At 70.4% G+C, this 13,439-nt stretch carries 9 protein-coding genes and 4 pseudogenes; 8 read left to right on the forward strand and 5 right to left on the reverse strand.

Annotated features, from left to right (window positions below; translation table 11 throughout):
• Window positions 1–276 precede the first annotated feature (276 nt).
• Window positions 277–918, reverse strand: a complete 642-nt coding sequence (locus tag BN971_RS24030) for a winged helix-turn-helix transcriptional regulator (RefSeq protein WP_085180134.1) — start codon at window positions 916–918, stop codon at window positions 277–279.
• Between the two features lie 79 nt (window positions 919–997).
• Here BN971_RS24030 and BN971_RS24035 point away from each other — a divergent pair, with 79 nt between their 5' ends.
• The 6 genes and pseudogenes from BN971_RS24035 to BN971_RS24060 all read left to right on the forward strand — a co-directional run bounded on the left by BN971_RS24035 (window position 998) and on the right by BN971_RS24060 (window position 8,467).
• Window positions 998–2,542 (forward strand): MFS transporter, encoded by a 1,545-nt coding sequence (locus tag BN971_RS24035; RefSeq protein ID WP_085180133.1) that lies wholly within the window; start codon window positions 998–1,000, stop codon window positions 2,540–2,542.
• The gene (locus BN971_RS24040; protein WP_085180132.1) at window positions 2,539–3,627 is read left to right on the forward strand and encodes an NmrA family NAD(P)-binding protein; all 1,089 of its coding nucleotides are present in this window, start codon (window positions 2,539–2,541) and stop codon (window positions 3,625–3,627) included. The genes BN971_RS24035 and BN971_RS24040 overlap by 4 nt, the downstream gene beginning before the upstream one ends.
• Window positions 3,624–4,466: a class I SAM-dependent methyltransferase gene (locus BN971_RS24045; protein WP_085180131.1), complete on the forward strand. Its 843-nt coding sequence runs from the start codon at window positions 3,624–3,626 to the stop codon at window positions 4,464–4,466. Before BN971_RS24040 ends, BN971_RS24045 begins: the two co-directional genes overlap by 4 nt.
• The gene (locus tag BN971_RS24050) at window positions 4,463–5,275 is read left to right on the forward strand and encodes a class I SAM-dependent methyltransferase (RefSeq protein WP_085180130.1); all 813 of its coding nucleotides are present in this window, start codon (window positions 4,463–4,465) and stop codon (window positions 5,273–5,275) included. Before BN971_RS24045 ends, BN971_RS24050 begins: the two co-directional genes overlap by 4 nt.
• 15 nt (window positions 5,276–5,290) lie before the next feature.
• Window positions 5,291–6,104, forward strand: a pseudogene (locus BN971_RS24055) (beta-phosphoglucomutase family hydrolase).
• Window positions 6,101–8,467 carry a glycoside hydrolase family 65 protein gene (locus tag BN971_RS24060; RefSeq protein ID WP_085180128.1) on the forward strand — a complete coding sequence of 789 codons (2,367 nt, stop codon included), beginning with the start codon at window positions 6,101–6,103 and terminating at the stop codon, window positions 8,465–8,467. Before BN971_RS24055 ends, BN971_RS24060 begins: the two are co-directional and overlap by 4 nt.
• Window positions 8,468–8,471: 4 nt before the next feature.
• Here the strand turns inward: BN971_RS24060 and BN971_RS24065 are convergent.
• Window positions 8,472–9,028, reverse strand: a pseudogene (locus tag BN971_RS24065) (TetR/AcrR family transcriptional regulator).
• 61 nt (window positions 9,029–9,089) lie between these two features.
• Here BN971_RS24065 and BN971_RS24070 point away from each other — a divergent pair.
• Complete coding sequence (locus tag BN971_RS24070; RefSeq protein WP_090350698.1) at window positions 9,090–9,992, forward strand: TauD/TfdA dioxygenase family protein; 903 nt, start codon at window positions 9,090–9,092, stop codon at window positions 9,990–9,992.
• 16 nt (window positions 9,993–10,008) lie between these two features.
• On the opposite strand, the gene BN971_RS24075 is transcribed toward BN971_RS24070, so the two are convergent.
• The 3 genes and pseudogenes from BN971_RS24075 to BN971_RS26825 all read right to left on the reverse strand — a co-directional run.
• A complete protein-coding gene (locus BN971_RS24075) occupies window positions 10,009–11,754 on the reverse strand; it encodes a GMC oxidoreductase (protein ID WP_085180125.1) in 1,746 nt (581 codons plus the stop codon).
• 145 nt (window positions 11,755–11,899) lie between these two features.
• Window positions 11,900–12,088, reverse strand: a pseudogene (locus tag BN971_RS26160) (GuaB3 family IMP dehydrogenase-related protein); the annotation flags it as partial.
• Window positions 12,089–12,193: 105 nt separating this feature from the next.
• Window positions 12,194–12,382, reverse strand: a pseudogene (locus BN971_RS26825) (helix-turn-helix domain-containing protein); the annotation flags it as partial.
• 61 nt (window positions 12,383–12,443) lie between these two features.
• Between BN971_RS26825 and BN971_RS24085 the strand changes: the two are divergent.
• A complete protein-coding gene (locus BN971_RS24085) occupies window positions 12,444–13,346 on the forward strand; it encodes a TauD/TfdA dioxygenase family protein (RefSeq protein WP_085180126.1) in 903 nt (300 codons plus the stop codon).
• Window positions 13,347–13,439 lie beyond the last annotated feature (93 nt).

The following is a 13,439-nucleotide window of genomic DNA, read 5'->3' on the forward strand; positions in this document are numbered from 1 at the left end:
TCCGTTCGGCGAGCTAGGCTGCCGTCCATGCGCACAGGCAGCGTCGTCACCGCGCGCCAGCTGGTCACCGCCACCGGCATCCGCGAGGTCGTGGTGTTCCACTCGACCGACGAGGAGTTGCGTCGCTAGGTCGGCGCGCTGCCGTTCGCGGTGGTCGGCGACCCGGACAAGGCACTCTACGGCGAGTTCGGCGTCGGATCTTCCGCGCGTTCGCTGCTGCACCCCCGGCCGCCACGCCAACGACCAATGGTCGGTGGAAGAGCTGCTGGCGCTCGCCTACAGCGAAAACGCCTGACGCACCGCGGCAACGCTCTGGGGGTCGCCCTGGAAGGTCACCCGTCGCAGCGCCGCCTTGCGCTTGGCGTCGCTTGACCCCAGGCGCGCGGTCACCAGGTCCGCGGCGCGGGCGGTGATCGTCACCGCCGGTTCCCCGCGAGCGGCGGCGAGGCGGCCCTGAGTCACGGTGAATTCGAAACGACGGCCGTCGATCTCGGCGCGGCACGTGGCCTCCAGGCCGGCCGCGTTGGCCGAGCTGAAGCCGAGCAGGATGCCGGCCAGAAACGCGTTCAGGGGCGTGGCGGGGCCGTCGTCGATGGGGTCGAGGTGGTCCAGCCCGAACCACGCGACGCTCTGCAGGATCGGCAGCACCCGCCGCCAGCCCGCGTCGCTGAGGGTGTACACCGTGCGACCGATCGGTGCCGGCAGGTCGGCGCGCTCGACGAGCCCGGCATCCTGCAGCTCCTTCAGCCGCTCGGCGAGCAGATTCGTTGCGATGCCGGGCAATTCGTCGCGCAGGTCCCCATAGCGGCGGGCTCCGCCCACCAGCTCACGCAGGATCAGCAGCGTCCACCGCTCGCCGAGGACGTCGAGGCCGCGCGCGATCGGGCAGTTCTGGTTGTAATTCCTGCGGGACGCCACAATGGCACTCTAGCTGCGGATAACATGTTTTTCAACTTCTCACTTGATTTATTTGTCTATTAGATTTAGCGTCTTGTCCATGCCCGCCGAACCGGTATTCCGGAACCGCCCGATCGCCGCCCTCGCCGCCATCTGCCTCGGCGTCTTCGTCATCAGCGTCGACGCCACCATCGTCAACGTCGCGCTACCCACCCTGTCGCGCCAACTCGGCGCCGACACCGCCCAGCTGCAATGGATCGTCGACGCCTACACGCTGGTCATGTCCGGACTGCTGCTGTCGGCCGGCAGCCTGTCCGACCGCTTCGGCAGGCGGGGTTCGCTGAGCCTGGGCCTGGCCCTGTTCGCCGTCACCTCCGGCGTTGCCGCACAGGTGGATTCGGCCGGCGCGCTGATCGCCGCGCGCGCCGCGATGGGCGTGGGCGCGGCGGTGATCTTTCCGACCACGCTGGGACTGATCACCAACATCTTCACCGACCCGGCGCCGCGCGCCAAGGCGATCGGGCTGTGGACGGCGATGGTGGGCGTCGGCGTGGCCGTCGGGCCGATCAGCGGCGGCTGGCTGCTCGAACACTTCTGGTGGGGTTCGATATTCATGGTGAACATTCCCATCGCCGCGTTGGCCATCGCCGGCGGTGTCCTGTTCGTGCCGACCTCGCGCGACCCGGCCGCGCCGCGCGTCGACGTCCCCGGCCTGATCCTGTCCGCGGCCGGAATCACGACGCTGGTCTACACGGTCATCGAGGCGCCCACGTGGGGATGGACCAACGGCCGCACGGCGGCCGGATTCGCCGCCTTTGCGCTGTGGGAACGGCGCAGCGACCATCCGATGCTGGACGTCTCGGTGTTCGCCAACCGCCGGTTCTCCGGCGGCAGCCTGGCGGTGACCGCCGGCTTCCTCACGCTGTTCGGCTTCATCTTCGTCATCACCCAGTACTTCCAATTCATCAAGGACTACACGGCTTTTCAGGCCGGCGTGCGGCTGCTGCCGGTCGCCGGCTCCATCGCGCTGGCCAGCATCCTCGGGCCCCGACTGGTGGCGCGAGTCGGCACCACCGCCGTGGTGGCCGGCGGCCTGGTCGTGTTCGCCGCCGGCCTGGCGTGGGCGTCGACGGCCGATGCCGCCACGCCCTATACCCAGATCGCCCTGCAGATGCTGCTGCTCGGCGGCGGCCTCGGCCTGACGGTTTCGCCGGCCACCGAGGCGATCATGGGGTCGCTGTCCGTGGACAAGGCCGGCGTCGGCTCGGCCGTCAACGACACCACCCGCGAACTCGGCGGCACGCTCGGCGTCGCCATCGCCGGCAGCATCTTCGCCTCGGTGTACTCGGGGCATCTCGGCGCCGCAGCCCTGCCGGGTCTGCCCGCCGAGGCGATGCGCCGCTCGATGGCGTTGGCGCACGCGGTTATTCAGCGGCTTCCCGAGCAACAAGCCGGCTACGTCCGCGCAGCGGTCAACCACGCCTTCCTGGACGGGCTGCGGGTCAGCTCGCTGGTGTGCGCGGGCATCGCCCTGGGCGCGGCGATCGTGGTCGGCTGGCTGCTACCCGCCGGCGAGCGGGCTCCTGCTCGGCAACCGGCCCCTTCTTGGGAGCCGGCACCTCAACTGGAAAGGGAAATCCGATGAATCCTCGAGTACTGGTAACCGGGGCCACGGGCAAGATCGGCGGCGCGGTCGCGGCCCAGCTCCTGCACAAAGGGGTCACGACGCGGGCCATGGTGCATCGTGACGACGCGCGCGGCGCCCGGCTTCGCGAGCTGGGCGCCGAGGTCGTCGTCGCCGACATGTTCGACATCAACCAGGTTTCGGCCGCGATGGACGGCGTCGACCGGCTCTACTTCAACCCGCCTTACCATCCCCATGCGCTCGACAGCGCGGTCGCCTTCGCCGTGGCCGCGCGCCGCACCGGCGTGGAAGCCGTGGTGGCACTGGGGCAATGGTTCTCCAGTCCCGAGCACCCCTCGCTGATGACGCGGCACGCCTGGCTGACCGACAAGCTGTTCGAGCTGCTGCCCGACACCGCGCACGTGGCCGTCGACCCGGGTTACTTCGCCGACAACTACCTGCAGCTGGTGCCGATGGCCGCCCAGCTCGGTGTCTTGCCGACGCCGACCGGGGGCGGCCGCAACGCGCCGCCCTCCAACGAGGACATCGCCCGGGTGGCCGTGGGCGCCCTGCTCGACCCCCACCGTCACGACGGCCGGGCCTACCGCCCGACGGGACCGACGCTGCTGTCCGGGCCGGAGATCGCCGACGCCCTCGGCGAAGCGTTGGGCCGCCGGGTACGCCACATCGACATCCCGCCATGGATGTTCATGCGCGCCGTGCGGGTCAACGCGAAACGCCTTGGCGCCGATGTGTTTTTCCAGTCCAGTCCGCGCCACTACCTGCCGGAATACGCGCTGGGGACCTGGGAGGTCGCCGGCCCGACCACGCACGTGCGCGACGTGGCGGGGGTCGAGCCGGAGGACTTCGTGACGATCGCGCGCCGCTACGTCAGCGTTCCGCAAGCCCGGCGCACCGCCGCCAATTTCGTTCGGGCGTCATGGGATTTCCTGTTGACCGGACTCGTTCCGATGCACCGGTTGGACAAGTTCGACCGGTCCCAACAGCACCCGCAGCCGGCGCACCCCCGGCTTTCGGGCCAATCCGCGGTGTGGCGACGTGAGCACACCGCATCCAGGCAACCAGAAGGGATCGAATCGCGATGACGACGACGCCATCGCCGGCGACCGCCGGCAGCACATATGCCCTCGGCCACACCGACGTCGAGGTGCAGCGCCTGCTCCTGCAGGGGCGGCTCTATGACCACTACACCGAGCACGCGTTGCGGCTGGCCGGGTTGCGGCCGGGCATGCGGGTGCTCGACATCGGCTGCGGGCCCGGCGACGTCTCGTTCCTCGCCGCCGGGCTGGTGGGTCCCACCGGCCGCGTGCTGGGCGTGGACGCAGCACCGGAAATGGTGGAGCTGGCCCGGGCCCGGGCGGCCGAGAAGGGCTTGACCCAAACGCATTTCGTGCACGGCGTCATCGACGCGATCGACGTGGACGAGCCCGTGGACGCGGTGATCGGCCGGTTGATCCTGATGCACCTGCCCGACCCGGCCGCCACGCTGCGCCGCCTGCGCACCCTGGTGCGCCCGGGCGGCGTGATCTGCTTCTCGGAGAACGACATGAGCGGGGCGCGCAGCACCCCGGCGATGCCGCGGTTCGACCGCGTGACCACCGGGATCATGCGCTCCTTCGAGGCCATGGGGCTCAGCGCGCGGTTCGGCACCACGCTGCACCGGGTCTTCGCCGACGCCGGCCTGGGCGCCCCGCAGCTGAGCCTCGGAACGCCCACCGGCACCGCCGACGACACGGACCTGCTCGCCTACGCCGCGGAAGTCTGGCGGTTGATACTGCCGATCGCACAACGCCTGGGCCTGGTCACCGACGACCTGGCCGACATCGACGATTTCGTGCCGCGCTTCCGCGAGGAAGCGCTTGCCGCCGGCGCCCTCATCACGATGCCGTCCCTGATCACCGCATGGACAAGGGTGCACCCATGAGCCACACGATCCAGGACCAGTACTCGACCGGCCTGTCGCGCAACAACATCGAGCGGGCACTGCGCTCCGCGGGCAAGGACCTCGACCGCCTGGTTCCCGCCGACCTGGGGCTGCTGGAGGACTTCCACACCATGGGCCGCTTCGCCACCGCCCAGCTGGTCGAGCTCGCGCAGATCACCGGCGACAGCCTCGTGCTCGACGCCGGCAGCGGGGTCGGAGGCACCGCCCGCTACGTCGCCGACCGCTACCGCGGCGCGGTGACCGCCGTGGACCTCACCGAGGAGTACTGCGAGACCAACCGCTGGCTCAACCGGCTCGTCGGCCTCGACGGGCGGATATCCGTGCGCAGCGCGGACGTCACCGAGCTGCCCTTCCCGGACGCCACCTTCGACGTCGTCATCAGCCAGCACGTCCAGATGAACATCGCGGACAAGGCGCGCCTGTACTCCGAAGCGCGCCGAGTGCTCGAGGACGGCGGGCGACTTGCGCTGTGGGACATCACGCTTGGCGACGGCGGACCGCTCGGCTATCCCCTGCCCTGGGCCGACGGGCCGGCCGGCAGCCACCTCGTCACCCCCGACGGGTTGCGGGCCGCCGTCGAGTCCGCCGGGTTCGCGGTCGAACACTGGAACGATCTCACCGACCAGGCGATCGCTGTGATGCAGGCCCTGCTGGCCCAGCCCGCCACCCCGCTGGGCCTGCACGCCTTCGTCCCGGACTTCGAGCGCAAGGTGGACAACCTCACCCGCGCGCTGGGCGACGGGCGCCTTCGGACCATCCAGGGCGTGGCGCGCGCGATCAACCGGTGATCGTTGGCGTCAGGCATCCCGGCGTGGTGGAGTGGGTATCGGTGGAGTAACCCCCGATACCCGGAAGCGAGGTCCCCAGGTGAGCTCAGGGCTGGGTCTGCCAGAGAACGTGCGTGCCTGTCTGTTCGACCTCGACGGCGTGCTCACCGATACCGCGAGCGTGCACACCAAGGCGTGGAAGGCCATGTTCGACGCCTACCTGTCCGATCGTGCCGAGCGCACCGGGGAGAAGTTCGTCCCCTTCGACGCCGGCGCGGACTACCAGGAATACGTCGACGGCAAGAAGCGCGAGGACGGGGTGCGGTCGTTCCTGAGCAGCCGCGGCATCGACCTGCCCGACGGGAACCCCGACGACCCGGGTGACGCGGAGACGATCTACGGCCTGGGCAACCGCAAGAACGACATGTTCCAGAAGGTCCTGCGCGACGACGGCGTCAAGGTGTTCGAGGGCTCGCGGCGCTACCTGGAGGCGGTGTCGGAGGCGGGCCTCGGCATCGCCGTGGTGTCCTCGAGCGCCAACACCCGCGACGTCCTGGAAATCACCGGCCTGGACCGCTACATCCAGCAGCGCGTGGACGGCGTCACGCTGCGCGACGAACACATCGCCGGCAAGCCGGCCCCCGACTCCTACCTGCGGGGGGCTCAGTTGCTCGGCGTCGGCGCCGACGCGGCGGCGGTATTCGAGGACGCGCTGTCGGGGGTGCAGGCCGGCCGTGCCGGAAACTTCGGCTTCGTGGTGGGCGTCGACCGGGTGGGCCAGGCCGACGAACTCCGGAAAAACGGCGCCGACGTGGTGGTCACGGACCTCGCCGAGCTGCTGCGGCCATGATCGACGACGAAGCCTTCCCCGTCGAACCCTGGCACTTCCGCGAAACCGAGCTCGACCTCAACCTGCTCGCCCAGACCGAGTCGCTGTTCGCCCTGTCCAACGGCCACATCGGGCTGCGCGGCAACCTCGACGAGGGCGAGCCGTACGGCCTGCCCGGCACCTACCTGAACTCCTTCTACGAGATCCGTCCGCTGCCGTACGCCGAGGCCGGCTACGGCTACCCCGAAGCCGGGCAGACCATCGTCGACGTCACCAACGGCAAGATCATCCGGCTGCTGGTCGAGGACGAGCCGTTCGACGTCCGCTACGGCGAACTGCTGTCCCACGAGCGCGTGCTCGACATGCGGGCGGGGACGCTGACCCGCGACGCGCTCTGGAGCTCACCATCGGGCAAGAAGGTCCGGGTGGTGTCCACCCGGCTGGTGTCGCTCGCCCAGCGCGGCGTCGCCGCCATCGAGTACGTCGTGGAAGCGGTCGAGGAGTTCGTGCGCGTGACCGTGCAGTCCGAACTCGTCACCAACGAGGACCAGCCGCACACCTCCGGTGACCCGCGGGTGTCGGCCATCCTGGAGAACCCGCTGGAGGCCGTCGATCACGAAAACACCGAGACGGGCGCGCTTCTCATGCACCGGACCCGCAGCAGCGCCCTGATGATGGCCGCCGCGATGGACCACGAGATCGACGTGCCCGGGCGCGTCGAGTGCAGCACCGATGCCCGCCCGGACCTGGCCCGCACGACGGTGATCTGCGGGCTGCGCGCGGGCCAGCGGTTGCGCATCGTCAAGTACCTGGCGTACGGCTGGTCGAGCATGCGTTCGCGCCCGGCCCTGCGCGACCAGGCCGCCGCCGCCATCCACAGCGCCCGCTACAGCGGCTGGCAGGGGCTGCTCGACAACCAGCGCAAATACCTCGACGAGTTCTGGGACAGCGCCGACGTCGAGGTCGACGGCGACCCCGAGTCCCAGCAGGCGGTGCGGTTCGGCCTGTTCCACCTGCTGCAGGCCAGCGCGCGCGCCGAACGGCGCGCGATCTCGGCCAAGGGGCTCACCGGGACCGGCTACGACGGCCACGCCTTCTGGGACACCGAGGGTTACGTGCTGCCGGTGCTCACCTACACCGCGCCGCACGCCGTCGCCGACGCGCTGCGCTGGCGCGCGTCGACCCTGGATCTGGCCAAGGAACGCGCGAGCGAACTCGGCCTGGCCGGCGCCGCGTTCCCCTGGCGCACCATCCGCGGGCAGGAGTGCTCGGCCTACTGGCCGGCGGGCACCGCGGCCTGGCACATCAACGCCGACATCGCCATGGCCCTGGAGCGCTACCGCATCGTCACCGGCGACGACGCGCTGGAGCGCGATTGCGGGCTGACCGTGCTGGTGGAGACGGCCCGGCTGTGGATGTCGATCGGGCACCACGACCGGCACGGCGTCTGGCACCTCGACGGCGTCACCGGACCCGACGAGTACACGGCCGTCGTCCGCGACAACGTGTTCACGAACCTGATGGCCGCGCACAACCTGCGGGTGGCCGCCGACGCCTGCGTTCGCCAGCCCGAGCAGGCCCAGGAGCTGGGTGTCACCAACGAGGAGGCCGCCGCCTGGCGCGACGCGGCCGACGCCGCCAACATCCCGTATGACGCCGGCCTGGGCGTCCACCAGCAGTGCGAGGGCTTCACCACGCTGGCCGAGTGGGACTTCAAGGAGAACCACTCCTACCCGTTACTCCTGCACGACCCCTACGTGCGGCTCTATCCGGCCCAGGTGATCAAGCAGGCCGACCTGGTGCTGGCGATGCACTGGCGCAGCAACGCCTTCACCGCCGAGGAGAAGGCACGCAACGTCGACTACTACGAGCGCCGCATGGTGCGCGACTCGTCGCTGTCGGCCTGCACGCAGGCGGTCCTGTGCGCCGAGGTCGGGCATTTGGAGCTGGCCCACGACTACGCCTACGAGGCCGCGCTGATCGACCTGCGCGACCTGCACCACAACACCCGCGACGGGCTGCACATGGCCTCGCTCGCCGGGGCGTGGACGGCGCTGGTGGCCGGCTTCGGCGGGCTGCGCGACGACGAGGGCATCCTGTCGCTGGATCCCCAACTGCCCGATGGCATTTCGCGGCTGCGATTTCGCTTGCGGTGGAGAGACTTTCGGGTCACCGTGGACGTCAACCACTCGGACGTCTGCTACACGCTGCGCGACGGTCCCGGCGGCGAACTGAGCATCCGGCACGCCGGCGAGGAGCTCACGCTGAGCACCGAGTCGCCCACCACGGTGGCCGTGCGCACCCGCAAGCCGCTGCTGCCGCCGCCGGAGCAGCCGCCGGGCCGCGAGCCGGTGCACCGCCGGGCCCTGGCCCGCCGCCGGTAATCGTCTACTGCGGCAAAGTGATTCGGGCCACCTCGTCCGCGACCGCCCGGCGCAGCTCGTCGTCCGTCATGTCGTCGAGGCCGGCCGCCGAACGCAGGAAGGGCGCGAACATGCGCCAGCCGAACTGCAGCGCGAACGCGTGGGCGACGGCCAGCCGGGCGCTGCGGTCGCTGTCGTGACCGGGGCGGATGCTCTCGAACAATCTCGAGGCGCCCGGGAACCGGCTCTGTAGCTTGCCGGCCGGGTAGCCGTCGAGCAGGGTGCGGGCCATCACCCGCATGTGCCGGTCCAGCGCGCGTTCCGCCTCGTCGGCGGACGGATTGCCCTGCAGCAGCTCGGTGGTGGTCTTGCCCAGGTGATCGAGCACGGCGCCCACCAATTGCTCCTTGGCCCCGAAGTGCCGGAACACCAGCCCGTGGTTGACCTTCGACCGGGCGGCGATGTCGCGGATCGAGGTCGCCGCGGGCCCCGGGCGAACAGGTCGGTGGCCGCCTCCAGCACCGCCGCCGCCACCTCTTCCCGCCCCGTCGGCGACTTGCGGGTTGCCGATTGTGTAGCCATGTGACTACACTACCATCATGTAGTCAGTTGACTACACTCCCCTCAGCCAAGGACAAGCGCAATGACCGAATCGATGACCGTCAGCAAGCTGGGCAGCCGCATCGGCGCCCGGATCGACGGGGTGCGCCTGGGCGCCGACTTGGAGCCCGCCACCGTGGAGGACATCCACCGCGCGCTGCTGACCCACAAGGTGATCTTCTTCCGGGGCCAGCAGCACCTGGACGACACCGCGCAGCTGGCGTTCGCGGGTCTGCTCGGCACGCCGATCGGCCACCCGGCGGCCTCGGTGCTGGCCGGCAAGGACACCCCGGTGATCACGCCCATCAACTCCGAGTACGGCAAGGCCAACCGCTGGCACACCGACGTCACGTTCGCCGCGAACTACCCGGCGGCCTCGATCCTGCGGGCGGTCACGCTGCCCGCCTACGGCGGGTCCACGCTGTGGGCCAACACCGCGGCGGCCTACGAGCAGCTGCCCGAGCCGCTGCGCTGCCTCGTCGAGAACCTGTGGGCGCTGCACACCAACCGCTACGACTACGTGCGCACCGAGGCCCCGGCGGCACTGACCGACGCGCAACGGGCCTTCCGGCAGGCCTTCGAGAAGGCGGACTTCCGCACCGAGCACCCGGTGGTCCGGGTGCACCCGGAGACGGGCGAGGCCACCCTGCTGGCCGGCGACTTCGTCCGCAACTTCGTCGGCCTGGACGCCCACGAGTCGAGCGTGCTGTTCGACCTGCTGCAGCGGCGAATCACCGTGCCGGAGAACACCGTTCGCTGGAACTGGGAGCCCGGCGACGTCGCCATCTGGGACAACCGCGCCACCCAGCACCGGGCGATCGACGACTACGACAACCAGCCCCGGCTCATGCACCGCGTCACCCTGATGGGCGACGTGCCCGTCAACACCCACGGCGAGCGCAGCCGGGTGGTCAGCGGCGCGCCGCTGCGGGCGATCGCGAGCTGACGGTGACGACCCGCGGCTAGCGGGCCTCGGCCGGCGAGCTGACCGGTTGGATCGGCAGCCACCGCAGCCCACCGGGCGCCTCGGCCGGCACGACCGGGCGCTGCGGCGCGACCGGGTCCATCCGCCGGTAGGAATCGCCCTGCAGCGGCCGCCGGTCCTGCTCGCCCTTGTTGGGCCACAGCGCGGCGGCCCGCTCGGCCTGGGCGGTGATGGACAGCGACGGGTTGACGCCCAGGTTCGCCGAGATCGCGGCGCCGTCGACGACGTACATGTTCGGGTAGCCCCAGACCCGGTGATACGGGTCGATGACGCCGCCCTCGGGGCTGTCGCTGATCGCGGCGCCGCCCAGGAAGTGCGCGGTCAGCGGGATGTTGAACAGCTCGCCCCAGGTGCCGCCGGCCACGCCGTCGATCTTGGCGGCGATGCGGCGGGTCACCTCGTTGCCGACCGGATTCCAGGCCGGGTTCGGGTCGCCGTGCCCCTGCTTGCTGGTGTACCAGCGAATGCCGAGCTTGCCGCGCTTGGTGAAGGTGGTGATCGAGTTGTCCAGGTGCTGCATCACCAGCGCGATCAGGGTGCGCTCGCTCCACTGCCGGGTGTTGAGCATCCGCAGCATGCCGCGCGGGTCCTCGCCGGCCTGCGCCAGCAGCTGGCGCCAGCGCGGCACATCGGTGCCGCCGGGGCCCGAGCCGTCGGTCATCAGCGTCTGCAGCAGCCCCATCGCGTTGGAGCCCTTGCCGTAGCGGCAGGGCTCGACGTGGGTGTCGGACGTCGGGTGGATCGACGACGTGATCGCCACGCCGTGCGTGAGGTCGAGGTTCGGGTCCACCTCGCGCTTGCCGGCGCCGACGATGGACTCGGAGTTGGTGCGGGTCAGCACGCCGAGCCGGTCGGACAGCCGCGGCAGCTTGCCCCGGTCGCGCATCTTGAACAGCAGGTGCTGCGTGCCCCAGGTTCCCGCGGCCAGGATCAGGTGCTCGGCGGTGTAGGTGCGACGGGCCCGCCGCACCCAGCTCCCGGTGCGCACCGTGCGCACCTCCCACAGCCCGTCGGCGCGCTGCTCGAAGCCCTTCACCGTCGTCATCGGAATGACTTGCGCGCCAGCGGATTCCGCCAGGCCGAGGTAGTTCTTCAGCAGCGTGTTCTTGGCGCCGTAGCGACACCCCGTCATGCAGCAGCCGCATTCCAGGCAGCCGGTGCGGTCGGGCCCGGCGCCGCCGAAGTACGGGTCGGGCACGGTCTTGCCCGGGGTCTTGGTGCCGTTGGGCCCGAAGAACACCCCGACCGGCGTCGGCACGAAGGTGTCGCCGCAGCCCATGTCGTCGGCCACCTCTTTGAGGATGCGGTCGGCGTCGGTGAAGGTCGGGTTCGTCACCACGCCCAGCATCCGCTGGGCCTGGTCGTAGTGCGGCATCAGCTCGTCACGCCAGTCGGTGATGTGGGCCCATTGGCGGTCTTTGAAGAACGGGTCCGGCGGCACGTAGAGCGTGTTGGCGTAGTTCAGCGAGCCCCCGCCCACCCCGGCGCCGGCCAGGATCATCACGTTGCGCAGCGGGTGGATGCGCTGGATGCCATAGCAGCCCAGCCGCGGCGCCCACAGGAACTTGCGCAGGTCCCAGGACGTCTCCGCGAACTCCTCGTCGGCGAAACGGCGCCCGGCCTCGAGCACCCCGACGCGGTAGCCCTTCTCCGTCAGGCGCAGGGCGCTGACGCTTCCCCCGAATCCCGAACCGATGATCAGGACGTCGTAATCCGGCTTCATCAGCCCAGTATGGCCATACCCGCGGGTAATAGACCAGCGGCCCGACCTGTCTCGAGTGTGCGGCCAGCTTCACGTTCGACGCCGAACGTGCGGCCAGCTTCACACTCGCGCGGCAAAGTCCCCCTAGCTGTCCTCTAGCTGTCCTCTAGCTGGCGACCGTCAGCGGGACCTTCTGGAATTCCTTGAGGTCGCAGTACCCGGCCTTGGCCATCGACCGGCGCAGCCCGCCGACCAGGTTCAGGGTGCCGAACGGATCGTCGGACGGACCGCCCAGGACCCGCTCCAGCGGCGGGCGCTCGCCGACGGCGATCTGCAGCAGCGCGCCGCGGGCCATCACCCGCATGTGCCGGTCCAGCGCGCGTTCCGCCTCGTCGGCGGACGGATTGCCCTGCAGCAGCTCGGTGGTGGTCTTGCCCAGGTGATCGAGCACGGCGCCCACCAATTGCTCCTTGGCCCCGAAGTGCCGGAACACCAGCCCGTGGTTGACCTTCGACCGGGCGGCGATGTCGCGGATCGAGGTCGCCGCGGGCCCACGCTCGGCGAACAGGTCGGTGGCCGCCTCCAGCACCGCCGCCGCCACCTCTTCCCGCCCCGTCGGCGACTTGCGGGTTGCCGATTGTGTAGCCATGTGACTACACTACCATCATGTAGTCAGTTGACTACACTCCCCTCAGCCAAGGACAAGCGCAATGACCGAATCGATGACCGTCAGCAAGCTGGGCAGCCGCATCGGCGCCCGGATCGACGGGGTGCGCCTGGGCGGCGACCTGGACCCCGCCACCGTGGAGGACATCCACCGCGCGCTGCTGACCCACAAGGTGATCTTCTTCCGGGGCCAGCAGCACCTGGACGACACCGCGCAGCTGGCGTTCGCGGGTCTGCTCGGCACGCCGATCGGCCACCCGGCGGCCTCGGTGCTGGCCGGCAAGGACACCCCGGTGATCACGCCCATCAACTCCGAGTACGGCAAGGCCAACCGCTGGCACACCGACGTCACGTTCGCCGCGAACTACCCGGCGGCCTCGATCCTGCGGGCGGTCACGCTGCCCGCCTACGGCGGGTCCACGCTGTGGGCCAACACCGCGGCGGCCTACGAGCAGCTGCCCGAGCCGCTGCGCTGCCTCGTCGAGAACCTGTGGGCGCTGCACACCAACCGCTACGACTACGTGCGCACCGAGGCCCCGGCGGCACTGACCGACGCGCAACGGGCCTTCCGGCAGGCCTTCGAGAAGGCGGACTTCCGCACCGAGCACCCGGTGGTCCGGGTGCACCCGGAGACGGGCGAGGCCACCCTGCTGGCCGGCGACTTCGTCCGCAACTTCGTCGGCCTGGACGCCCACGAGTCGAGCGTGCTGTTCGACCTGCTGCAGCGGCGAATCACCGTGCCGGAGAACACCGTTCGCTGGAACTGGGAGCCCGGCGACGTCGCCATCTGGGACAACCGCGCCACCCAGCACCGGGCGATCGACGACTACGACAACCAGCCCCGGCTCATGCACCGCGTCACCCTGATGGGCGACGTGCCCGTCAACACCCACGGCGAGCGCAGCCGGGTGGTCAGCGGCGCGCCGCTGCGGGCGATCGCGAGCTGACGGTGACGACCCGCGGCTAGCGGGCCTCGGCCGGCGAGCTGACCGGTTGGATCGGCAGCCACCGCAGCCCACCGGGCGCCTCGGCCGGCATGA

Origin of the sequence: Mycobacterium bohemicum DSM 44277 (assembly GCF_001053185.1) — a bacterium.
In the GTDB taxonomy this organism is placed as follows: Bacteria; Actinomycetota; Actinomycetes; order Mycobacteriales; family Mycobacteriaceae; genus Mycobacterium; species Mycobacterium bohemicum.

Excerpts from the sequence above, each read along its gene's own strand:
- BN971_RS24035 (WP_085180133.1), top strand. The coding sequence starts at position 998 with ATGCCCGCCGAACCGGTATTCCGGAACCGCCCGATCGCCGCCCTCGCC.
- BN971_RS24040 (WP_085180132.1), top strand. The coding sequence starts at position 2,539 with ATGAATCCTCGAGTACTGGTAACCGGGGCCACGGGCAAGATCGGCGGC.
- BN971_RS24045 (WP_085180131.1), top strand. The coding sequence starts at position 3,624 with ATGACGACGACGCCATCGCCGGCGACCGCCGGCAGCACATATGCCCTC.
- BN971_RS24050 (WP_085180130.1), top strand. The coding sequence starts at position 4,463 with ATGAGCCACACGATCCAGGACCAGTACTCGACCGGCCTGTCGCGCAAC.
- BN971_RS24060 (WP_085180128.1), top strand. The coding sequence starts at position 6,101 with ATGATCGACGACGAAGCCTTCCCCGTCGAACCCTGGCACTTCCGCGAA.
- BN971_RS24070 (WP_090350698.1), top strand. The coding sequence starts at position 9,090 with ATGACCGAATCGATGACCGTCAGCAAGCTGGGCAGCCGCATCGGCGCC.
- BN971_RS24075 (WP_085180125.1), bottom strand. The coding sequence starts at position 11,754 with ATGAAGCCGGATTACGACGTCCTGATCATCGGTTCGGGATTCGGGGGA.
- BN971_RS24085 (WP_085180126.1), top strand. The coding sequence starts at position 12,444 with ATGACCGAATCGATGACCGTCAGCAAGCTGGGCAGCCGCATCGGCGCC.